Origin of the sequence: Thermosynechococcus sp. HY596, from assembly GCF_030518715.1 — a bacterium.
Classification (GTDB): domain Bacteria; phylum Cyanobacteriota; class Cyanobacteriia; order Thermosynechococcales; family Thermosynechococcaceae; genus Thermosynechococcus.
In genome coordinates, this window is the sequence record NZ_CP130346.1 from 905098 (window position 1) to 925520 (window position 20423).

At 50.7% G+C, this 20423-nt stretch carries 19 protein-coding genes, 3 pseudogenes and 1 riboswitch; of the genes and pseudogenes, 14 read left to right on the forward strand and 8 right to left on the reverse strand.

Going from position 1 to position 20423, the window contains the following annotated elements; genetic code table 11:
- Positions 1 to 17: 17 nt before the first annotated feature.
- Positions 18 to 998 carry a bestrophin family ion channel gene (locus tag QYC28_RS04590; RefSeq protein WP_315863213.1) on the reverse strand — a complete coding sequence of 327 codons (981 nt, stop codon included), beginning with the start codon at positions 996 to 998 and terminating at the stop codon, positions 18 to 20.
- Positions 999 to 1185: 187 nt separating this feature from the next.
- On the opposite strand from QYC28_RS04590, the gene QYC28_RS04595 reads away from it, so the two are divergent.
- Entirely contained in the window at positions 1186 to 1395 is a 210-nt protein-coding gene (locus QYC28_RS04595; RefSeq protein WP_149818613.1) for a chlorophyll a/b-binding protein, read from the forward strand.
- A gap of 227 nt (positions 1396 to 1622) precedes the next feature.
- Positions 1623 to 2381 carry a hypothetical protein gene (locus QYC28_RS04600; RefSeq protein WP_286626817.1) on the forward strand — a complete coding sequence of 253 codons (759 nt, stop codon included), beginning with the start codon at positions 1623 to 1625 and terminating at the stop codon, positions 2379 to 2381.
- On the opposite strand, the gene QYC28_RS04605 is transcribed toward QYC28_RS04600, so the two are convergent.
- Positions 2370 to 3635 (reverse strand): hypothetical protein, encoded by a 1266-nt coding sequence (locus tag QYC28_RS04605; RefSeq protein WP_302679914.1) that lies wholly within the window; start codon positions 3633 to 3635, stop codon positions 2370 to 2372. The two genes, QYC28_RS04600 and QYC28_RS04605, sit on opposite strands and share 12 nt — an antisense overlap.
- A 166-nt stretch (positions 3636 to 3801) precedes the next feature.
- Here QYC28_RS04605 and QYC28_RS13245 point away from each other — a divergent pair.
- Positions 3802 to 4168, forward strand: a pseudogene (locus QYC28_RS13245) (transposase); the annotation flags it as partial.
- A gap of 4 nt (positions 4169 to 4172) precedes the next feature.
- On the opposite strand, the gene galE reads toward QYC28_RS13245, so the two are convergent.
- Positions 4173 to 5225, reverse strand: a complete 1053-nt coding sequence (gene galE, locus QYC28_RS04615; protein ID WP_302679915.1) for a UDP-glucose 4-epimerase GalE — start codon at positions 5223 to 5225, stop codon at positions 4173 to 4175.
- A gap of 44 nt (positions 5226 to 5269) precedes the next feature.
- Between galE and prfC the strand changes: the two genes are divergently transcribed.
- Both prfC and recR read left to right on the forward strand, forming a co-directional pair.
- Positions 5270 to 6895, forward strand: a complete 1626-nt coding sequence (prfC, locus tag QYC28_RS04620) for a peptide chain release factor 3 (RefSeq protein ID WP_149818617.1) — start codon at positions 5270 to 5272, stop codon at positions 6893 to 6895.
- A 7-nt stretch (positions 6896 to 6902) separates the two neighbouring features.
- Positions 6903 to 7511: a recombination mediator RecR gene (gene recR, locus QYC28_RS04625; RefSeq protein ID WP_149818619.1), complete on the forward strand. Its 609-nt coding sequence runs from the start codon at positions 6903 to 6905 to the stop codon at positions 7509 to 7511.
- Between the two features lie 166 nt (positions 7512 to 7677).
- Here the strand turns inward: recR and QYC28_RS04630 are convergent.
- Positions 7678 to 8217: pseudogene (locus QYC28_RS04630) on the reverse strand (response regulator); the annotation flags it as partial.
- A gap of 248 nt (positions 8218 to 8465) precedes the next feature.
- Here QYC28_RS04630 and thrS point away from each other — a divergent pair.
- Positions 8466 to 10280 (forward strand): threonine--tRNA ligase, encoded by a 1815-nt coding sequence (gene thrS / locus QYC28_RS04635; protein WP_302679916.1) that lies wholly within the window; start codon positions 8466 to 8468, stop codon positions 10278 to 10280.
- A 17-nt stretch (positions 10281 to 10297) separates the two neighbouring features.
- The gene (locus QYC28_RS04640; protein WP_302679917.1) at positions 10298 to 11080 is read left to right on the forward strand and encodes a glycosyltransferase; all 783 of its coding nucleotides are present in this window, start codon (positions 10298 to 10300) and stop codon (positions 11078 to 11080) included.
- Positions 11081 to 11197: 117 nt separating this feature from the next.
- On the opposite strand, the gene QYC28_RS04645 is transcribed toward QYC28_RS04640, so the two are convergent.
- Positions 11198 to 11641 carry a SufE family protein gene (locus QYC28_RS04645; protein WP_286649917.1) on the reverse strand — a complete coding sequence of 148 codons (444 nt, stop codon included), beginning with the start codon at positions 11639 to 11641 and terminating at the stop codon, positions 11198 to 11200.
- Between the two features lie 151 nt (positions 11642 to 11792).
- A riboswitch (cobalamin riboswitch) is annotated at positions 11793 to 11938 on the forward strand.
- A gap of 290 nt (positions 11939 to 12228) precedes the next feature.
- On the opposite strand from QYC28_RS04645, the gene metE reads away from it, so the two are divergent.
- The 3 genes and pseudogenes from metE to QYC28_RS13250 form a co-directional block, all read left to right on the forward strand.
- Positions 12229 to 14481 (forward strand): 5-methyltetrahydropteroyltriglutamate--homocysteine S-methyltransferase, encoded by a 2253-nt coding sequence (gene metE, locus QYC28_RS04650; protein WP_302679918.1) that lies wholly within the window; start codon positions 12229 to 12231, stop codon positions 14479 to 14481.
- A 169-nt stretch (positions 14482 to 14650) separates the two neighbouring features.
- Positions 14651 to 14887 (forward strand): His/Gly/Thr/Pro-type tRNA ligase C-terminal domain-containing protein, encoded by a 237-nt coding sequence (locus QYC28_RS04655; RefSeq protein ID WP_226972012.1) that lies wholly within the window; start codon positions 14651 to 14653, stop codon positions 14885 to 14887.
- A 128-nt stretch (positions 14888 to 15015) separates the two neighbouring features.
- Positions 15016 to 15234: pseudogene (locus tag QYC28_RS13250) on the forward strand (nitroreductase family protein); the annotation flags it as partial.
- A gap of 82 nt (positions 15235 to 15316) precedes the next feature.
- Here QYC28_RS13250 and QYC28_RS13255 read toward each other — a convergent pair.
- Complete coding sequence (locus tag QYC28_RS13255; protein WP_302679919.1) at positions 15317 to 15934, reverse strand: hypothetical protein; 618 nt, start codon at positions 15932 to 15934, stop codon at positions 15317 to 15319.
- A gap of 276 nt (positions 15935 to 16210) precedes the next feature.
- Between QYC28_RS13255 and QYC28_RS04670 the strand changes: the two genes are divergently transcribed.
- The 3 genes from QYC28_RS04670 (at position 16211) to QYC28_RS04680 (ending at position 17856) form a co-directional block, all read left to right on the forward strand.
- Positions 16211 to 16867 (forward strand): NAD(P)H-dependent oxidoreductase, encoded by a 657-nt coding sequence (locus tag QYC28_RS04670; protein ID WP_302679920.1) that lies wholly within the window; start codon positions 16211 to 16213, stop codon positions 16865 to 16867.
- A 171-nt stretch (positions 16868 to 17038) separates the two neighbouring features.
- Positions 17039 to 17545 carry a GNAT family N-acetyltransferase gene (locus QYC28_RS04675; protein ID WP_226972042.1) on the forward strand — a complete coding sequence of 169 codons (507 nt, stop codon included), beginning with the start codon at positions 17039 to 17041 and terminating at the stop codon, positions 17543 to 17545.
- 44 nt (positions 17546 to 17589) lie between these two features.
- Entirely contained in the window at positions 17590 to 17856 is a 267-nt protein-coding gene (locus tag QYC28_RS04680) for a DUF5340 domain-containing protein (protein ID WP_149818636.1), read from the forward strand.
- On the opposite strand, the gene menA is transcribed toward QYC28_RS04680, so the two are convergent.
- Together menA and QYC28_RS04690 are read right to left on the reverse strand one after the other, a co-directional pair.
- Complete coding sequence (menA, locus tag QYC28_RS04685; RefSeq protein WP_302679921.1) at positions 17844 to 18740, reverse strand: 2-carboxy-1,4-naphthoquinone phytyltransferase; 897 nt, start codon at positions 18738 to 18740, stop codon at positions 17844 to 17846. The two genes, QYC28_RS04680 and menA, sit on opposite strands and share 13 nt — an antisense overlap.
- A 33-nt stretch (positions 18741 to 18773) precedes the next feature.
- Positions 18774 to 19163 carry a hypothetical protein gene (locus QYC28_RS04690; RefSeq protein ID WP_190278228.1) on the reverse strand — a complete coding sequence of 130 codons (390 nt, stop codon included), beginning with the start codon at positions 19161 to 19163 and terminating at the stop codon, positions 18774 to 18776.
- A 201-nt stretch (positions 19164 to 19364) separates the two neighbouring features.
- Here QYC28_RS04690 and QYC28_RS04695 point away from each other — a divergent pair, with 201 nt between their 5' ends.
- Positions 19365 to 20390 (forward strand): hypothetical protein, encoded by a 1026-nt coding sequence (locus tag QYC28_RS04695; protein ID WP_302679922.1) that lies wholly within the window; start codon positions 19365 to 19367, stop codon positions 20388 to 20390.
- Positions 20391 to 20423: the final 33 nt, after the last annotated feature.

Sequence of the window (20423 nt, forward strand, 5' to 3'; positions counted from 1 at the left end):
TTACCCCTAAGGATCGGTTAAGAAAAGGGCTGGGGGGAGCGATGGCGATGGGTCGGCGCACTAATGAGGTCATTGATATTCTGCTGCATTGTTAGGCAAATTGCATCCAAGGGCAGATCATTGAGGTCACGGCCAAAGGGATTTTCGATTTCGATGCCAATTTCTTCAACGCCAAAGAGGGTAAAAGCAATGAGTCCCACCATTGGGCCTGTCCACCACACAAGGTTATCCACCAGTTGAAAGGGTAGCAGCAAGCAATAGAGAAATAATAGCTGCTTGAGATGAATGGCATAGGCAAGGGGCATCGGTGTTTTCAAAATTCGCTCACAGGCACCCATGGCATCCACCAATTGCACCAACAGTTCATCCATGTAAGTGAGTTGGTACAGGGACAGGGAGCCACAGCGGTGCTGGTGGTGCAGATAGTCCTCAATCCACAGGGCAATGCGCAAGGGGACATTTTGCACCGTTTGTAGCTCTTTGTATTGATGGGGCTTGAGCAGGGGTTCCAGTTCGGCAAAGGATTCTCCTCGCAGGTGTTGCTTGGTGGCGATCGCAAACACCCCCACTAAATGAACGGCATCAATTTTGGCTTGGTGATCCTCCGGACTATTTTCGTCAATGGCAGTCCACATCAAGCGGGTTAGGCTGCGGGAATTATTCACAATGTTGCCCCACTGGCGGCGGCCTTCCCAAAAGCGCTCATAGGCAGTGTTGGTGCGAAAGACGAGGAGCAACCCCAGCACAATCGAGGGAATGAGACTGCCTAGCACTGGCCAGTGGACATTGATCACATAAAGGTCGATCACCGTCACCAAGACGCCAAAGCCACCGCAAAAGAGGACTTCCGAAAGAATGGCCGGAATGACTGAGCCACGCAAACGCAGGGCAAGACGTAACCATTGCGGCGGTTGCAACAAAAACTTCGCCACGCCCGACCGATCTCGGGGTAATTGGCGTCTGAAGGGGTGAAAACCGAGGAAAGAGAAGCGGCTCATGAATACCAGTGGGCGATTCCCACCCCAATCTTTAGCACACTGGCGTACTGAAACCGTGTTTTTACCGCAAAGAACAACCGAAGAGACTGCAAATCTTAAGAAAATCCGTTAGCCCTTGCCATTCCCCCACAGAAGTGTTAAGTTATATTAAGAACATGAAACACTTTGTAACAAACGGAGGACAAAAATGAGAGGTGGTAGCATCATTGATGATCAAGGCAAAATGAACAACTTTGCCATTGAACCCAAAATGTACGTGATGAGTGAACCGCAAGCCGGCTTTACTCCCTATGCAGAACTGTTCAATGGTCGCTTGGCCATGATTGGCTTTATCTCCCTGCTGGCCTTGGAAGTGATTACGGGTCACGGTCTGATTGGCTTTTTGAATAGCCTCTAGGTCGTCGCTGCGCTCTTAGGCATATCCGTTCTTCAGCAGCCCTTGTGCGGTTAGAAAGAACAAACAACTCATGGAATGGGTCAGCCTGCCTCTCGGGGTGGGCTTTTTGCTTTTAGTCTTTATTGGAATTAGTCTTTATTGGAATTAGTAAATCATAAATTATTGTTTACATCTTGCTTCTATGGACAGAGCTATGTAAACTAACCAAAAAATCGTCTATTTAACCTATGCTGCGAGAAAAAATTTTGCGCATCCTCGGCTACTCGACCAAATGCCTGTGGGCTGATCTGGCAGTTTTGTTCGGTTTGGGTTGTGCAGGCGTGGGCATTGGCTATGGCAATATGGCTGTAGCCACCGGCGGTGTCTCAATTAGTCTCAGTGCGGCTTGGTTTTCCATTCGCGAGAATCAGCAAGCTCTCCTCAGTCAGCAACCTCAAAGGGCGATCGCCCCAAGGGATCAAACAGATGTCAGTTTAGATCACTCCCAGCGAGAATCCCTAGAGCAAATTCTTGATCTATGTCGCAATTTCTACAGTAGAGCGCATTCACAGCTTCCCAGTAATTTCCAAGAGAAAGATGTGCAAGTTGTCCTTGAAAGGCTCTTGAGAAGTACGTTTCCCAACTCGGATATTAGACGGGAGTACCCTATTCCTCAGCCCTACTCCCATGGTCGATTGATTGACTTTATGCTTGTTGATGAGAAGGTGGCAATTGAGGTCAAGGTAGTCTCAGCACAGAGAGGGGTAGTCTCAGCACAGAGAGGGCGCAATCGATTATTTGACGAATTAGCAATAGACCTTGAAGCGTACCGCCATAGTGAAATGAGTTTTAGAAAATTGATTTGTTTTGTTTACGATCCTAATAATCAATTACCCAATCCGCGTGGCTTTGAAAATCACCTGAGGGGCGATCGCGGGGGATTTGAGGTCATCACAATCGTGGCACAAAATCCTTATCAGGCTAATGGAGTCGCTTCAGCGGGATAGGTGAGTGACAATCAGGCGGTTTAAGGCCTTGAAAGGATCGCAAGACAATTGCTTTTGGGGCAACACTTTGCTTAATATCTGTCTCAGGGCATTCAGCACCTTTTCTTGCATATCTTCAACCTCGGACAGTCCTGCCAGTTGATGGACAACGTTATTGCGTTGCTGATAGTAGGCCTCGATCCGTTGGAAGTGAGGAGCAAGATCCGTTGTTTGGGAGTCATACTCTAAAACTGCTAGCAAAAGCTTCCGCGTCACGACATCAAGGAACAGGCGATCGCCATTTTTGCGCTGGTAGCTTCTGAGGTATTGCCAAAGCCGACCGTGATCGTGGTGTTGCAGCAAGTTCAAGCTGCGTTCTCGCGTTGCCCCATCAGTTGTAATGTCAAGACCCACCGTCTTTTGTACAAAGTATTGCAATAGGTTTTCGTACAAACTCATGGCCAAGATTAGGGCTTCTGCATAGCGCCCCACCGTAAATAGGCCAACAACTTGAAAGTAAGTGTCCCGAAAGAGGGCATGGCGATTGTTCTGCCGCAGTTGGGCGATTTCCTGAAGCCATAGCTTTTCAATCTTAGTTTTGTAGGGGTTGATGGCATCAAAGGCTTGGTGGTAGTTGCGGGCAAGGCGATATTTACCATAGCGAATCAGTGCTAAGGCCAGAGGAGCCTCAATAGAGCTATGCTTGAGGGAAATTTCAGCCCCTTGGTAGTCATAACTATCCAACTGCTGTTGAATCCCTTGACGATCTAACGCTTGGCGAAAGACATTTAAGTCCACCGCAAATACTCGCTTTTGACCCGGTCGAATTTCTTGGGGATTGCGGGCTTGCCATAGCCGGAGTCGGTGTTGCGTCTCGATCGCCTGTAAAATGCCCCAAGCTGCTTTCATGGCGGGGGTACCAGAGGAACCATTCAGTTCTAGCCAGTCGTTGGAGTCTTGATAACCCTTGGCTAGGTGTAGTGCGCGCTTGGCCTCTTGGACGGCGATGACAGGGTTAATTGGGTCTGCGGAGAGTTCCCTGCTGACCACTTCTAGGTGAATTGCCTCCTCGCCAATTTGCAGCTCACTGTGAAGCCAGTCCTTGGTGTCGATCGCCCGTTGTTGAAAGTCTTCTGTGTAGAGCAATAGAACCCGTTTGATCGGCTGCTGTTGGGCTAAAAACTTTGCCAGTGAAACAATGGAGCCTTCTTGGTTGGTTTTCTCAGAGTACGGATCTTGGTGACCCACAAAGGAAAGGAGAATGCTACAACCCATAGTGGTTTTCACAGAAGGTCTCTTGTCTATGTTGCCGCAATCGTTCCCTATATTTCAGGCTGTGTCGGATGATGAGACAGCGTTTGACTCTCAGGTGGCCTGTGAGTAGGGGTGGTCAGCGCGAGGCTAACGGATTGATGGAGAGTTGGGAAGTGTCAGAAAAGTAGAGCGTTTAGTGGCAGGACGGTATAGACACCAGAAAGACTTTATAGCCCCAATGCTGTTTTGCGGGTATTTGAATGGGTGAGGGTTTGTGAGCTGGCTGAGTGAGTACTGTTTGCCGGCGTTAGAGAGACCATCGCTGTTGATTAGTTGATTATGGATAATGCACCGATTCATCCGCAAGGGGGGATGCAGGCAGTGGTAAAAGCGGCGGGTCACGCGGTGTTATTTTTACCGAAATCCTCTCCTGATTTGAATGTGGTTGAGCATGACTTTAGTGGGCTGAAGTGAGTGGGCTGAAGCGAGCGCGGAGGTATGCAGGGTCAAACCGTTCTATGGATGAGGTGATTCGCAAGTATTGTGCTGGATAATGTCTCATTCTTGATTGGAATAGCTATATATTGCCACAATTGTGCCTGATCCGTGGCGGTATTGGTGCCATCGCCAAGCGTGATGAATGATTTGCTCGATGTCAGGGTACTGCGGCTGCCAACCTAAAATCTGACGGGCGCGATCGCTATTGGCAACGAGGATTGCGGCGTCTCCTGCTCGGCGATCGCCCTCAACGACTGGAATCGAACAACCTGTGACCCTCTGAGCGGCTTCAATAATTTGCCGCACCGAAAAGCCTTGGCCATTCCCCAAGTTAAAAATTTGCGAGTCGCCGCCACTCAGGAGGTACTTTAATCCCAGCACATGGGCTTGGGCTAGGTCCACGACATGGATATAGTCGCGAATGCAGGTGCCATCGGGAGTAGGGTAGTCTGTGCCATAAATGCAGATGTGGGGGCGTCGTCCCATCGCCGCCTGCAACACTAGGGGAATCAAGTGGGTTTCTGGATGGTGATCTTCCCCTAAGCGGGAGTCGGGATCCGCACCCGCGGCATTGAAATAACGGAAAATCACCGACTTGAGGCCGTAGGCCCTGCCCATATCGGCAGCAATTTGCTCCACCATCCACTTAGAGCGCCCGTAGGGGTTAATGGGAGCACAGGGACAGGTTTCGCGAATCGGCACCTCTGAGGGCAAGCCATAGACGGCGGCTGTGGAGGAAAAAACAAAGTAAGGCACCTCGGCGGCGACCATGGCCTGTAAGAGGGTCAGGGCACCATAAACATTATTTTGATAAAAGCGATCAGGGGAGCGGACAGACTCGCCCACTTCAATATAGGCAGCAAAGTGCATTACTGCCGTCACGGGATAGGTTTGAAAAATCCAATCTAAGAGAGAGCGATCGCCAATATGACCCACAATGAGTTCTGTTTTAAGAACAGACTCGACCAAATCGCGGTGCCCTCGCTCAAGGCTATCTAAAATCAGAACCTGAAAGCCGGCTTGCTGCAGTGCCAAAACGGTATGGCTGCCAATATAGCCCGCGCCCCCGGTGACCAGAATCAGCGGCGAATTATTATCATTATTAATTGTCATTAAAGTCCATCTGTTACACTAGAAAAGCTGCTACAAATTCTGCCATGACCAGTGACTTACACCATGAAATCACCCAAGAGGTGAAACGACGTCGTAATTTCGCCATTATCTCTCACCCGGATGCCGGGAAAACGACGCTGACGGAAAAGTTACTGCTCTACGGTGGGGCTATTCACGAGGCGGGAGCCGTCAAAGCACGACGGGCACAGCGGCAAGCCACCTCTGACTGGATGGAAATGGAGCAACAACGGGGGATTTCGATTACCTCGACGGTCTTGCAGTTTGAGTACCAAGGCTATCAGATTAACCTCTTGGATACCCCCGGCCACCAAGACTTCAGTGAAGATACCTATCGCACCCTTGCGGCGGCTGATAATGCTGTGATGCTGGTGGATGCGGCCAAGGGTTTAGAACCCCAAACCCGCAAGCTCTTTGAGGTATGCCAACTGCGGGGTCTGCCGATTTTTACATTCATCAACAAGCTGGATCGGCCGGGGCGGGAACCCCTTGAACTGATTGATGAAATTGAACAGGAGCTGGGGCTGATTCCCTATCCTGTGAACTGGCCGCTGGGGATGGGCGATCGCTTTCGCGGCGTCTATGATCGCCTGCGGCAGAATTTTCACTTCTTTGAGCGCACCACCCACGGTAGCCGTGCTGCGGCTGAAACGGTCATTGCCCTTGGGGATCCTGCCATTGATCCCTACATTGAGTCCTATCGCTTGGAATACAACCAACTCAAGGATGAACTAGAACTGCTCGATGGCGTGGGGGCGGAGCTAGATCTTGATCTGGTGCATCAGGGGAAAATGACTCCTGTCTTCTTTGGCAGTGCCATGACCAACTTTGGCGTGCGCCTGTTTCTAGAGCACTTTTTGACCTATGCGTTGCCACCCATGGCCTACAAGAGCGATCGCGGGGCGATTGATCCGACGCAGGAGCATTTCACTGGCTTTGTGTTTAAGCTGCAGGCCAATATGGATCCGAAACATCGCGATCGCGTCGCCTTTGTGCGGGTCTGTAGCGGCAAATTTGAAAAGGACATGACCGTCAACCATGCTCGCACCGGCAAAACTATCCGCCTTTCTCGCCCCCAAAAACTCTTTGCCCAAGGTCGCGAATCCCTTGAAACGGCCTATGCGGGCGATGTGATTGGCCTGAATAATCCAGGCATGTTTGCCATTGGCGACACCCTCTATGTCGGCCCCAAATTGGAATATGAAGGCATTCCCTGTTTTTCCCCAGAACTCTTTGCCTATCTGCGCAACCCCAACCCCTCCAAGTTCAAATCCTTCCAAAAAGGGGTGAATGAGCTACGGGAAGAGGGTGCCGTGCAAATCATGTACTCTACCGATGAATCGAAACGAGAACCGATTCTGGCGGCAGTTGGCCAACTGCAATTTGAAGTGGTGCAGTTTCGCCTATTAAACGAATACGGTGTGGAAACTCGTCTTGACCCTCTCCCCTATACCGTTGCGCGCTGGGTACTGGATGGTTGGGAAGCCCTCGCAGCCATTGGCCGCATCTTTAATGCTGTCACCGTCAAAGACAGTTGGGGACGGCCGGTGCTGCTCTTTAAGAATGAGTGGAATCTGCAACAGACAATGGCAGATCATCCCAAACTGCGCCTGAGCGCGATCGCCCCCCTTGCCGCTGCTGTGCCTGCCTAGCTGACCCATGAGTAGTGTCTATACCCGTCCCCTTGCTCGCCTCATTGAGCAGTTGCAACGCCTGCCGGGTATTGGCCCAAAAACCGCCCAACGTCTTGCCCTCCATCTGATCAAACGTCCCGAAGCCGATATCCAAGCCTTGGCTCAAGCCCTCCTTGACGCCAAACAGCAGGTGGGACTCTGCTCCGTTTGTTTCCACCTCTCTGCGGAACCCGTGTGCGACATCTGCGCCTCCCCCCAGCGGGACGATCACACCATTTGTGTTGTGGCGGACTCCCGCGATGTCATTGCCATTGAAAAAACCCGTGAGTACCACGGCAAGTACCATGTCTTGGGGGGACTCATTTCTCCGCTAGAGGGCATCACCCCCGAACACCTGCACATTCAACCTCTGATTCAGCGCGCCAGCCAAGCACAGGTCAAAGAAGTGATTTTGGCCATCAACCCCAGTATTGAAGGGGAAACGACCACTCTCTATGTGGGGCAGCTGCTGCGGCCTTTTGTGAAGGTGACTCGCATTGCCTTTGGCCTACCGGTGGGCGGTGATCTTGACTATGCCGATGAAATGACCCTTGCCCGTGCCCTTGCCGGTCGCCGGGAAATTGAGTGGCAGTAGCTTAGTGCCCCCCTTGCAATCGCCGCAATGCCGTCACAATTTGGTGGATGGCTCGCTTCAATTGCTCGACTTCGTGGTGTAACCGCTGGTCTTCCGCTTCCAAAGCGGCGAGGCGATTGTCATCCCCACCACTAGCTGTTGCCGCTAGTTGCTGTTGCAGTTGAGCAACCGTTGCTTGGAGTTGAGCAAAGTCATTTGCTTTGACAGATTGCGCCTGCAAAGCTTGAATGGCACCTTCAAGGGCGGCCAGTTTGTCATAGATGGGGGTGAGATCCACAGCAACGGGAGCCGCTACTTCCGCAGGTGCTGCTGCTTTGACGGGTCTGGGCTTACGAGCTTTGCGAAAGGCCTCTTGAATCGCTGCTTCGAGTTGTTCTTTTTCAAAGGGTTTCTCAATGAACTCAAACCACTCAAAGGGTTCTTGGAGCTTTTCGGTGACCTCTTCCTTGCGCCCTGACATAATTACGAGGGGGATAGCGCCAAGGAGATCATTTTTCTCCAATTCTTGATAGACTTCCCAGCCGCTCACCTTCGGCAGCAGAAAATCCAGCATGATCAACGTCGGCTCAGACTGCTCAATGAGTTGCAGCCCCTCACGGCCATCCTTGGCCTCAAGAATCTCATAGTCGCCCTCTGGCAACATTTCACGGACCCGCATCCGGATTACTTTACTGTCGTCAATGACAAGGACTTTGCGGCTAGTCACGGAAACACTCCATTCCTATACAAGATTCCTATAGAAGAGATTGTGAATAGAGGGCGGCAGTGGCATGACCACCACGTGATTCCAACCTTAGCATAGCCCTGTCTTTTGGAGTTGACCACTCGCCTTACACTGCCGCAAAGCGTCCCTGAACCCAAAAATTTGGGGTCAAAGACCCACCCTTGAGGGCAGGAGAATGTCACAATAGAAGTCTCACCCCTACCAAAGATTTGTTCGATACGTCACACCCTATGCCAGAGTCTGCTGCCCCTATCCACCTCCCCAAAACCAGTGAGTCGGAGCAGCTGAAGCGGATTCGCCACACCAGTGCCCACATTCTGGCCATGGCAGTCCAGAAGCTGTTTCCCAAGGCGCAGGTTACAATTGGTCCTTGGATTGAGAATGGGTTTTATTACGATTTTGACCACCCCGAACCCTTCAGCGAAAAAGACCTGAAGCTCATTGAGAAGGAGATGGTCAAGATCATTAAACGCAAGTTACCAGTGATCCGTGAGGAAGTAACCCGTGAGGAAGCTGAGCGGCGTATCCGCGAACTGGGAGAACCCTATAAGCTAGAAATTCTCCAAGACCTCGAAGAGCCAATTACGATTTACCACCTCGGCGATGAGTGGTGGGATCTGTGCGCCGGCCCCCATGTGGAAAACACCGGTGAGATTAACCCCAAGGCGATCGCCCTCGAAAGTGTTGCTGGGGCCTACTGGCGCGGCGATGAAACCAAAGCCCAACTGCAGCGCATTTATGGCACTGCTTGGGAAACCCCTGAGCAACTGGCGGAGTATAAACGCCGCAAGGAAGAAGCCCTGCGCCGCGACCACCGCAAACTGGGCAAAGAGCTGGGTCTCTTTATCTTTGCTGATCCTGTAGGACCAGGGCTACCCCTGTGGACTCCTAAGGGAACGATTCTACGCTCAACCCTCGAGGAATTTCTCAGAAAAGAGCAAATGAAGCGGGGATATCTACCGGTGGTGAGTCCGCACATTGCCCGTGTGGATCTATTTAAGACCTCCGGCCACTGGCAAAAGTACAAAGAGGATATGTTTCCTCTGATGGCTGAAGATGCTGAGGCTGCTGCCCACGAGCAGGGTTTTGTTCTCAAGCCCATGAACTGTCCCTTCCACATTCAAATCTACAAAAGTGAGCTGCGCTCCTATCGCGACTTACCCCTGCGGCTGGCGGAATTTGGTACCGTCTATCGCTATGAGCAGTCGGGAGAATTGGGAGGCTTGACACGGGTGCGGGGCTTTACCGTTGATGACTCCCACCTCTTTGTCACCCCAGAGCAGTTGGATGTCGAGTTTTTGAATGTGGTTGACCTCATTCTCTCGGTCTTCCGCTGTCTGCGTCTGAATAAGTTCAAGGCACGGTTGAGCTTCCGCGATCCCAAATCCGATAAGTACATTGGCTCCGACGAGGCTTGGTCAAAGGCGGAGTCAGCAATTCAGCGAGCGGTAGAACAGTTGGGCATGGAGCATTTCTTGGGGATTGGGGAGGCCGCCTTCTATGGGCCGAAACTAGACTTTATCTTTGAGGATGCTCTCGGTCGTGAGTGGCAGTTGGGAACGGTTCAGGTGGACTACAATTTGCCTGAGCGCTTTGATTTGGAATACGTTGCTGAGGACAATACCCGCCGCCGACCAGTGATGATTCACCGTGCCCCCTTTGGCTCGCTGGAGCGGCTCATTGGCATTCTCATTGAGGAGTATGCAGGGGATTTCCCCTTCTGGCTGGCACCAGAGCAAGTGCGCCTGTTGCCCGTGGGGGATGAGCAACGCCCCTATGCCGAACGTGTGGCCGCTCAACTGCGAGAGCAGGGTGTGCGCGTGAGCGTGGATCGCAGTGGCGATCGCCTAGGTAAACAAATCCGCAATGCTGAAACCCAGAAAATTCCCGTGATGGGCATTGTGGGTGCCAAGGAAGTCGAAAGCGAGACTGTGAGTATTCGCACCCGTGCTGCAGGCGATGTCGGCGCCTTGCCGGTTAAACAACTGATCGAGAAACTGACATCGGCAATGAATGCAATGGATGCCGAGGTTCAGTGGCAGTAGCTAGAGGTTAACTCATTATGACCTATCCTTTTATATCAATTATTACGGCAACTCTCAATGTCGAAGATACGATTACTCGAACCATTAAAAGCCTTCAAGGTCAAACGGATAAAAACTTTGAATGGATTATTGGAGATGGTGCTTCAACTGATAGTACCATTAGTATTATTCAGTCTACAAAGGGCTTAAATATAAAAATTATCTCAGAACCAGATTTTAGTTTATATCATGCGATCAATAAATCGCTTAAAATTGCAAGTGGAGATTATTATCTTGTTTTAGGTGCTGGAGATTTACTAGAACAGAATGCAATAGAGTTGTTTAGAAAAGCTACTTGCTCTACGAAAGCAGATATACTATCAGCACATGTGTGGTTAGGTAAACGATTAAGGCGCCCTAATAGAGGAAGACCGTATTTGTTTTCAGCCGGAGCCTACATATCTTCCCATGCTGTTGGTACTCTAATTAAAACCGATCTTCATAGGCAACTAGGATACTATTCCTATAGATTTCCAGTTGGCGCAGACTACTTCTTTATCAAAACTGCTATTCAAAATGGCTGTAAGTTTCACGGATGCGATTTTATTGCCGGAGAATTTATGCTTGGCGGTATTTCATCAACTGATAAATTATCAGTTGTATGTGATGTCTTCCGTTTACAGGTAGAAACTGGAAAAAACTTGCTTTTACAAATATTAATTCTTATTTGTGCTTTATTTATTCGAGTTGTTATTCCTAAGTACATACCTTCTCTAATATGGGGTACAAGCAGAAGTGTTAAATCCTTAAACGAAGCTTAATGTCCCCGTTGTGTGGATTGCTGCGTCATCCTACAACTAAGGGATTATCCTCCTTCGTAAAGGTGTTCTCTAGCAACCAGTCCAGCTTTTGCTGCTGTAGTCCCATCAGCTGAGGCTTTAAGTGTGACACGAAGTCTCGGCCAAGTGATACGCTAGGGCTTTCATCGTTCGAAAAATGTTGTAAAAGCCATTGGCTCGCGAGGGGGTTAAGCTGACATTTAGTCCGGTTTGCTGAATAAAGTCAGGTTTTAACTGCAGGATTTCTGCGGGTGTCAACCCACTCAACCCTTCGACCAATAGCCCCACCAATCCCTTCGTTACCTGAGCGTCAGAATCCCCCTGAAAAATCACCTTGCCCTGCTCTAAAGAGGCTTTCACGTACACTTGGGAGACACAGCCGGGCACGCGGTTGGCGGCGACCTTCTGCTCCTCAGGAAATGGCGGCAGGCGCTTTGCAAAGCTCAGCAAGTATTCATAGCGCCGCTTTGGATCTGAGATCTGTTGGAACCGCTGAACAATGCGATCGAGGGAAGCCGGTAAAGGCTGGCAGGCAGAGGGCATATTGACTTAGAAGAACGCTGCTGAGAAAAATGATAACCATTTCTGATTTTACCCTCAGCAGTTGCACAATAACGGCAGCAGTCAACCTAGGGGCAGCTTTTCATGCCAATAGACCGCCGTGCTCTTACCCTTAACTCGTAACTTGTGTTAGCCTTTAATGTACTTACTCGGTTCTGGTGGGGATCAGCCATCAGACGCAAGGGGGAAAGTGCAGTGCAAATCTGCCGCTGTCCCGCAGCTGTGATGAGAGGCACTACTCTCTCAGTCAGAATGCCCGCCGAGTTGTGAATGTCGTTATGCCAACATCTGCGAGGTACAGATGATGTTCTTCATGCTTCAATTTTCATTAATTTGCCTAGGTAAAGACCCCCCCTACCGCCCTTTTCTGGCAAGGTTCCTGCCGTTACTGTAGCACAAGTGATTTTGGAGATTTTCAAGTACCTACAAGCACCTAGACAAGGGCTCCTCTTGCAGTGACCCACGCTAGGTTCTGCTGATGATACTGGAAGTGCACTGCTTGTTGGACTGAAAACAGCCAGCTTTCATTGTCTATTGAGAGAACTGTCAAAACTCAGGGTACCATAACAATGACCATTCAGACTGCAACGCTAGGCTACCCCCGTATTGGTAAAAATCGCGAGCTGAAAAAGGCATTGGAAGCCTTTTGGAATGGTAAATCCAATCAAGAAAATTTACTACAAACGGTTCAAGATATTGAATTGGCAAATTGGCAAACGCAACTGCAGGCTGGCATTGATCGCATTGGCGTTGGCGATACCAGTTTTTACGATCCCGTTCTCGACTGGAGTGTCCGCCTCGGCCTCATCCCACAGCGGTATCAAGCCTTTACAGGGTTGGAGCAATACTTTGCAATGGCTCGCGGTCGAGAGGGAATTCCAGCCCTTGAGATGACCAAATGGTTTGACACCAACTATCACTACTTGGTTCCCGAAATGAGTCAGCCTCTTCAGGCAGCAGACTTTAGTGATTTTCTGGGGATCATCGGTCGCGCCCAAAAGGTCTTGGGCGATCGCGCCGTTCCCATGGTGCTAGGGCCTTTAACCCTGCTACGGCTGAGTCGGCTGCAGATGAATCTAGAGGAAGCGTTGTCTTGCCTAGTGGAGCGCTATCTTATCCTGTTGGCTGAATTGAAGAACCTAGGGGTGGTTGAGGTACAAATCCACGAACCTGCCTTGGTTTTTGGGGACACCAACAACTTCAGGGAATTGTATGAATCAACATTTGATGCGCTTTGTCAAGTTGGTTTGCCGATTTACCTAGTGACCTACTTTGATGATCTCGGCGCTGCCTATCCTTGGGTGGTGACGTTGCCCGTAGCCGGCATTAGTCTAGATTTTACCCGTGGGCAGAACTTGGCATTATTGCAGCAGTTTAGTTTCCCAAGGGATAAACAGCTGGGGGTGGGTATTGTGGATGCCCGAAACATTTGGAAAATTTGCCCAGAACTTGTTGTGTCAACCTTAGCAGCGATTCAGGGTATCACAACCAATATCCGGTTGCACCCCTCAGCCTCTTTACAATTCGTCCCCTACGATGCAGCACGAGAAGTGAAGTTACCAGAGCCATTGCGGCGGGTGTTGAGTTTTGCCGAACAAAAGTTGGATGAGGTGGTGCTATTGGCCCAGACGCTGCAGGAGAGTCCCAAAGCCCTTGCCCAGCACCCCCAATTAGCAGAGATTGAAGCCCAGTGGCAGGCCTTTAAGGAATTTAGGCCTGTGAATCCAGTGGTACAACAGCGGTTGCGCAATTTAACCGTCAACGATCTGAAACGGGCTATGCCCTATGAACAACGCCGCCAACTGCAGCCCACCTTACCGCTCTTTCCGACAACTACCATTGGTTCTTTTCCGCAAACCCCAGAAGTGCGGCAATTGCGGGTGAAGCTCAAGCGCGGAGAAATCACCCTTGCGGAGTACCAAGCAGCAATTGATGCTGAAATTGCCAAATGCATTCGATTGCAGGAAGAAATTGGCTTGGATGTATTGGTGCATGGCGAATTTGAACGCACCGACATGGTGGAATTCTTTGGCCAGAAGCTCACTGGTTTTGCCTTTACCGAACACGGCTGGGTGCAAAGCTATGGCAGTCGCTGTGTGCGTCCACCCATTATTTATGGGGATGTAGCGCGAACCGAGCCAATGACGGTGCGAGAGTTTAAGGTGGCGCAATCGTTGACCCAGAAAATCGTCAAGGGCATGCTGACGGGCCCTGTGACCATGATTAACTGGTCCTTTACCCGCACCGATATTCCGCGGAGCGAACAGGCGATGCAGATTGCCCTGGCTCTACGGGATGAAGTGGCCGATTTAGAAGCTGCTGGGGCAAAGATTATCCAGATTGATGAACCCGCTTTACGGGAAGGATTACCCCTCAAGCCGGAACGTTGGCAGGAGTACTTGGCTTGGGCCGTCGATGCGTTTCGGTTGGCGGCTGGTGTGGCTAAGCCAGAAACCCAAATTCATACCCACATGTGCTATTCGGAGTTTGGCGACATTATTCAACATATCGAGCGCCTAGATGCAGATGTGTTGTCCATTGAAAATAGCCGCAGTAACAATGAAACGCTGTTTGAAATTACTGATGCCGGCTATCAACAGCAGGTGGGCAATGGTGTTTATGATGTTCATAGTCCGGCAGTTCCCACTGTTGAGCAGATGGTTCAGCAGCTGGAGACTGCGATCGCCCATCTACCCAGTGACCAGATTTGGGTTAACCCAGACTGCGGTCTGAAAACCCGTCGCTGGGAGGAAGTGATTCCCTCACTGAAAAACATGGTGGCAGCCGCCCAGCAATTGCGAGGGGCTCGTCTTACCAACTGAGGATCTGTTGTTGCTGCCAGCGCACCGTTGCCCCCTTAAAATCGCAGGATTTTTCCACCACTCAAAACTGCGTTTCCATTCCTGCCATTGGCGGGGCAATGCTTGTAAGAAGGCTGCGCCATGCCTAAAGACCTGCTCCATGATTGGTAGGGGCACCTGACCTCGGCTGATGGGACATCCGCATGAGTGTGAATCGTACGGGCGATCGCTAGGTCAACAAATCCGCAATGCTGAAACCCAGAAAATTCCTGTGATGGGCATTATCGGTGCCAAGGAAGTCGAAAGCGAGACCGTAAGTATCCGCACCCGTGCAGCAAAAGATGTCAGCGCTTTCCCTGTTAAGGAACTGGTTGAAAAACTCACCTCTGCCATGACTGCGATGGATGCCGATATTCAGTGGCAATAGTGGGCAATTGATCTACAGGGCAGTTGACCTCGCCTTTAATAGTTTGTCAAAATGAGCGGCGAGTGGTTTTCGCGATCGCGTAGCGTACCCTTCGGGTAATCGCTCTAATCAATTCTCTAGGGAACAGAATGACTGAAGCACCGATTTCACCAACAACGGTTTTGCAACAACTGCAATGGCGCTACGCCACGAAGAAATTTGACCCCAATCGCAAAATTCCTGCGGATCTGTGGCAAACACTTCTACAAAGTCTGGTACTGGCTCCTTCTTCCTTTGGCCTGCAACCGTGGAAGTTTTACGTCATTGAGACGCCTGAGCTACGCCAAGCCCTGCTCCCCCACACTTGGAATCTGATCGCTACCTTGCACGGCAAGCTGACTCAACCGCGGGTCACATTTCCAAAACTAGGGAGTGCAAATGACAACAACCTTAGGGTTGACCTTGGGATAGGGCTAATAAATTCTGTTCACACTCCTGAAAAACAAAGGACAAAATGCCTAGGACTTGGGGGAGATTGCCAATGGCATATAGCTCAGAGCCGTACACCGCTCCTGCCAGCGTTAATTTGTAGAATTGCCACCCTTCTCCATTGGTTACAATACCATAAATATCCAAATTTCGATCAATTTCTTTGTTGTTGTATTGGCAGGCTTTCATCTCTGGCAAGCACTGCGCAAGTCCCTGCTCAAAATCATCCCTCTTGGCCTCGACAATGCAAACAAATGGCGCTTCTAAATAGGCCTTGCGTTCTGCCACCAAATAGTCCACATACCCAGTGGTTTGCTCATCGGATAGGGGGGCTGACTTCCAAATTTTCAAGTGCTTAAACTGCCGTAGGGACTCTTGGCAAATGACATCAATTAAGAGTTTTTTTGATTCCTCGCTGCTGCGTAGATCAAAGACTTCAGAAATTTGCCGCAGGTTTTCCTCAAAAAACTCACTGGGGGCGATTGGTGTCACAGACAGCTTCCAAGGAATGATTTCTTGAATACCTAGGTACTTGAAAGCTTCAGCGTAAGTAAAGCTGGAAAAATGCTTCTTTTTCATCGGTAGGCTTCCTGTAAGCGGTCTTGCAGCTCTGGCAATAAAGATTGCTCTATGTTGTCATAAATGCGTGACATTCTGGGGATTCTCCTCTAGCCGGTGATGGCGGTGAGGCGTACCCAATATTTTACGCAATAAATTTGATGACAGAATTGCCCTCAACACAGGAGAGAGGTTGACCTTACCCTCATGGTTTGTCAAAATGAGCGGCGAGTGGTTTTCGCGATCGCGTAGCGTACCCTTCGGGTAATCGCTCTAATCAATTCTCTAGGGAACAGAATGACTGAAGCACCGATTTCACCAACAACGGTTTTGCAACAACTGCAATGGCGCTACGCCACGAAGAAATTTGACCCCAATCGCAAAATTCCTGCGGATCTGTGGCAAACACTTCTACAAAGTCTGGTACTGGCTCCTTCTTCCTTTGGCCTGCAACCGTGGAAGTTTTACGTCATTGAGACGCCTGAGCTACGCCAAGCCCTGCTCCCCCACACTTGGAATCAACGACAGGTGGTGGATGCCTCCCACTTAGTGGTATTTGCCATTAAAACCAATCTCAATGCTACGGACGTTGATCGCTACCTTGCACGGCAAGCGGAAGTCCACCAAACCGCAGTGGAAAATCTGCAAAAGTATGGGGACTTGGTCAAGGGCTTTTTGCACTCACCCCCCTACCCCCTCAATGTTGATGAATGGTCAACCCGCCAAGTCTATATTGCTTTGGGTCAGTTTATGGTGACGGCGGCGCTGCTGGGCATTGACACCTGCCCGATGGAGGGTTTCTTGCCCCAAGAATATGATCGCCTTCTCGGTCTATCTACCCAAGGTTATCATGCCGTCGTTCTATGTGCAGCGGGCTATCGAGCGGCCGATGACAACTATGCGACTTTGCCCAAGGTACGCTATCCCCTAGAGGCAGTCGTGGAAGTGCGCTAAGGTTCACGAATTGACCCCGCTGGACATAGGCTAAGCTAGAAATAGCTCGGTACTCGCCTTTGTATGTCTTTGCACACCGATGATCCCATTGACCACAATTTAGTTGATTTAGAAATCGTTCCCGCCAAAGAAGAAGAGCGCTCTGAACCCACTAACATCATTATTCGCGAGATGGGCATTGATGACATTGCCCCCGTGTTTCACCTTGGCGAGGAACTCTTCACCAGTGATCTGTATCCCTCGCTCTATCGCATCTGGGATGAGTGGGAGGTCATTGGTTTCTATAACACCGATCCCGAATACTGTCTGGTGGCCGAGGCGGATTCTCAGGTGGTCGGGTTCATCTTGGGCACCATTATTAGCAAAGCCCCATGGGTGTATGGCTACATTAACTGGCTGGGGGTGCATCCCCACTATCAGCGGCGGGGCATTGCCGATAAGCTGGTGGATAAGCTCATCGAGCGGATGATTGAGGAGGGGGCGCGATTTATGCTGGTGGATACCGATCCGGCCAACACGCCCGCAGTAAAGTTTTTTACCCGTAAGGGTTTTGGCAATCCGCGGCGGCATGTCTTTTTTTCGTTAAACTTAACCAAGCACGAAATCTATGGCCGGCTGATTGCCTACGAGCGCGATCGCTCCGAGCGGTTGACCTATCGCCGTCCCCGCCGCCGCTAGAAAGCTGAAATCTAGATAGTCGTTCCTTGGAGGTGTCTGCCTTGGTGACTCTTTCTTCTGCCCCCTCAGATGAGATTCCTGTTCCTGCCCACATCCATTACGAGCTAGTGCTGCAAATTTTGGAACAGGTCTCGTTGCCCGCCCTCCCTCCCCACTCCAGTGGTTACCAGCAACTCCATAGCGCTGCTATTCATCTACGCAAAGCCCTGCGGCTACAAAAGCAGTTTGAGGAGGAATGGCAATTGAGGGGTGGCAGTGTGGAGTACCAATGGTCGCTGAATCGCGATCGCCCCCCAGCTCAGAGCAAGTAACCCAATCCCAAGAGCAAGCTACTCCAAAAGTGCAGTTGCACCGCAATAAATTTCGAGTTCTTCATCTGCTCAGGGACACTGTGAAATTGCGCCATCCGCTGGCACAAATAAATCGCCCAAGGCAGTGAACTCAAAGCCAGCAGTGTTGGCCACGGCAGCATTCCCCAGAGGACAGCGGCCACTAAGAGAGCATAAAAGACGCCACAGGCGCCATAGACCAGTTGAGCACTGCGAGCCGTCCCTAGGCGCACGACCGGCGAACGTTTGCCAGCGGCTAGATCATCGGCCACTTGGTGAAAGTGGGAGCAAAAGAGAATCAGTGTTGTCGTCAGACCATTGAGGATAGCCACTGGCCAAATACTAGGGCTAAAGGTTTGCCCTTGGCTATAGTAGGCAGCAGCGATCGCCAGCGGCCCAAAGCAGATAAAACAAATTGGCTCTCCCAAACCCAAATAGCCCAAACGAAAGGGTGGACCTTGGTAACTATAGCCTAGGGCGCAGCAGAGTAATACCAACCCTAAAACCGTTGCATCCTGTTGGAGCCAACTAATGGCCACAATCCCCAGTAGCCCCAAAAGTAAGCAGAGGTTGCTCAGCCAGAAGATGAGTTGCTTTTTGCCCGTGAGATTGACGACCGAATGGTACTTGTGGCGATCGATCCCCGTTTCGGCATCAAAGACATCATTACTGAGATTCAGCCAGACCAAAATGAGTACGGCTGCTGTTAGAAACAAACCAAACGGCCACCAATGCACCCTTCCCGTTTCGGCGATCGCCACCGCTGTGCCCAGCCAAATCGGCATCACAGCCACACTGTACATGGGAAGCTTAATCGCCGCCCACCACAAACGGGAGCGATCCATCGATTCTGACGGACTAGCCATCTCACCTACACTTGAGTCACCTTCGTCAGCATATCATTGCCGCTTGTGCCCATCGATCGCTTGTTTCGCTGCCCAAATGGCTTGCCGCAACGCTGGATTATTCAGCTTATAGCTATAGATGCCCAAGTCCCGCGCTAAGGCCACCAGTTGTGGGCGAGTCAGTCGCTCTAGCTCCGCGATCGTCAGCGTTTCGATAGTGGGTTGAGGCGGGCACAGTTGGCGTTCAAGGGCGGCCACTTGCTGTTCTAGGGTACTCAGGCGCTGCAAAACCGTGGGACAGGCCATCTCCGTCGGCTGAAGAGATTGTTGCAAAATTTTACGAATTGCCTCACTAAGGGAACCGCATCCCTGCTGCACTTGCCAGCGTTGGAGTTGGCCATAGAGTTCAGCATCTAAACGAAGCGTGATCTTTTTGTGGGGCATGACTGAAATTCCAAAAAAAAACCGACAAACTTACTTACAGTCTGTCGGCTCGTTGTGTGTTCCCTGTTGATGACTCGGATAGTACTGAGTCACTATTTAGTATGACTCATCCCCCGATAGAATGACTGTGACGATGATCACAATTTAGCCGCCTTTTATTGAGTTTCACCAAATTCTCTCATTAGACTTTCCAAATTCCCTATGACCTCTCCCCTAGACGGTACGATTATTTTGCCCGACAACCCCCTGAGCGTCCCCCTACGGCGGCGTTTACTCCATGTGAATGGGATAGGGAGCGATCGCGCCAAGCAACGGCGGGATTTGAACCGCCTTGCCGAACTCACAGCGGCTTATCCTTTAGAAGTTCGCGGCATTCACAATCAGACCCATGGTTTCCAAGCAGATCTTTTGGAAAGTTTCCTCGGTAAGGCAGAACTCTATCGTTTTTGGCCCCAGACCCCAGCCCCAGACCCCAGCAAGGATCGCCGCTATGAGTATGCTAAACTTCTTGGCCAACTGGTGACTCAAGATCTGACCGATGATGCGGATATTCTGGCGATCGCCCAACCGAGCCAACTGCAACAGCGCCCCCTCGATATCAACAGCACCGCTGACTTAACGAAACTCCTTGACCTATCGTTCCTACAAAAATTAGGTTGGGGGGATTTTGCCCAGTATCTCTACGGTGCCTTTCCAGCCGGTGCGCCGCGTCCCACCCTGCGGTTGGCCTATGAAATCGTCAAGGGGTTACAGGCGGGAGCCGAATTGTACCTTGTCGCCCATAGTCAAGGGTTAATTATTACTGCCCTTGCCTGTCACATTGTGCGGCAATTGCTGCTGCCGCAAACGAAATGGATGGAGATGGTGCATCTCATTGGCTATGGCCCGGCCATTTTCTTTGCGGATTTGCCGCCAGAGCTACAGCCGCGAACCATCCTAATTCAACACCGTCAAGATGTGGTGGCCGAAACCCTGAGCAACCTCCGCAATGTGGATTTATGGACTAACTTGCAAACCCAGATGGAAAAAGCCATTCACTACGCCGATGATCTGCTGAAAGTGCTCGGTCAAGATAGCCACCACTCTGCCAGTTTCTATTTGGGGTTACAGGACAGCCCCAGCAGCCGGCGATCGGCAGAACTGATACAAATTTTATTAACCCAAAGCTGGACAGCCACCCCCAGTCTTGCCGTCCTTGGGGGCACACGGCTAATCCTTGAACTTTAGCGGATGAGTGGCAGAAGCGGCTATCCTAGTAGA

Coding starts and splice junctions, on each gene's coding strand:
- QYC28_RS04590 (WP_315863213.1), bottom strand. CDS start 998: ATGAGCCGCTTCTCTTTCCTCGGTTTTCACCCCTTCAGACGCCAATTA.
- QYC28_RS04595 (WP_149818613.1), top strand. CDS start 1,186: ATGAGAGGTGGTAGCATCATTGATGATCAAGGCAAAATGAACAACTTT.
- QYC28_RS04600 (WP_286626817.1), top strand. CDS start 1,623: ATGCTGCGAGAAAAAATTTTGCGCATCCTCGGCTACTCGACCAAATGC.
- QYC28_RS04605 (WP_302679914.1), bottom strand. CDS start 3,635: ATGGGTTGTAGCATTCTCCTTTCCTTTGTGGGTCACCAAGATCCGTAC.
- galE (WP_302679915.1), bottom strand. CDS start 5,225: ATGACAATTAATAATGATAATAATTCGCCGCTGATTCTGGTCACCGGG.
- prfC (WP_149818617.1), top strand. CDS start 5,270: ATGACCAGTGACTTACACCATGAAATCACCCAAGAGGTGAAACGACGT.
- recR (WP_149818619.1), top strand. CDS start 6,903: ATGAGTAGTGTCTATACCCGTCCCCTTGCTCGCCTCATTGAGCAGTTG.
- thrS (WP_302679916.1), top strand. CDS start 8,466: ATGCCAGAGTCTGCTGCCCCTATCCACCTCCCCAAAACCAGTGAGTCG.
- QYC28_RS04640 (WP_302679917.1), top strand. CDS start 10,298: ATGACCTATCCTTTTATATCAATTATTACGGCAACTCTCAATGTCGAA.
- QYC28_RS04645 (WP_286649917.1), bottom strand. CDS start 11,641: ATGCCCTCTGCCTGCCAGCCTTTACCGGCTTCCCTCGATCGCATTGTT.
- metE (WP_302679918.1), top strand. CDS start 12,229: ATGACCATTCAGACTGCAACGCTAGGCTACCCCCGTATTGGTAAAAAT.
- QYC28_RS04655 (WP_226972012.1), top strand. CDS start 14,651: ATGGGACATCCGCATGAGTGTGAATCGTACGGGCGATCGCTAGGTCAA.
- QYC28_RS13255 (WP_302679919.1), bottom strand. CDS start 15,934: ATGAAAAAGAAGCATTTTTCCAGCTTTACTTACGCTGAAGCTTTCAAG.
- QYC28_RS04670 (WP_302679920.1), top strand. CDS start 16,211: ATGACTGAAGCACCGATTTCACCAACAACGGTTTTGCAACAACTGCAA.
- QYC28_RS04675 (WP_226972042.1), top strand. CDS start 17,039: ATGGGCATTGATGACATTGCCCCCGTGTTTCACCTTGGCGAGGAACTC.
- menA (WP_302679921.1), bottom strand. CDS start 18,740: ATGGCTAGTCCGTCAGAATCGATGGATCGCTCCCGTTTGTGGTGGGCG.
- QYC28_RS04690 (WP_190278228.1), bottom strand. CDS start 19,163: ATGCCCCACAAAAAGATCACGCTTCGTTTAGATGCTGAACTCTATGGC.
- QYC28_RS04695 (WP_302679922.1), top strand. CDS start 19,365: ATGACCTCTCCCCTAGACGGTACGATTATTTTGCCCGACAACCCCCTG.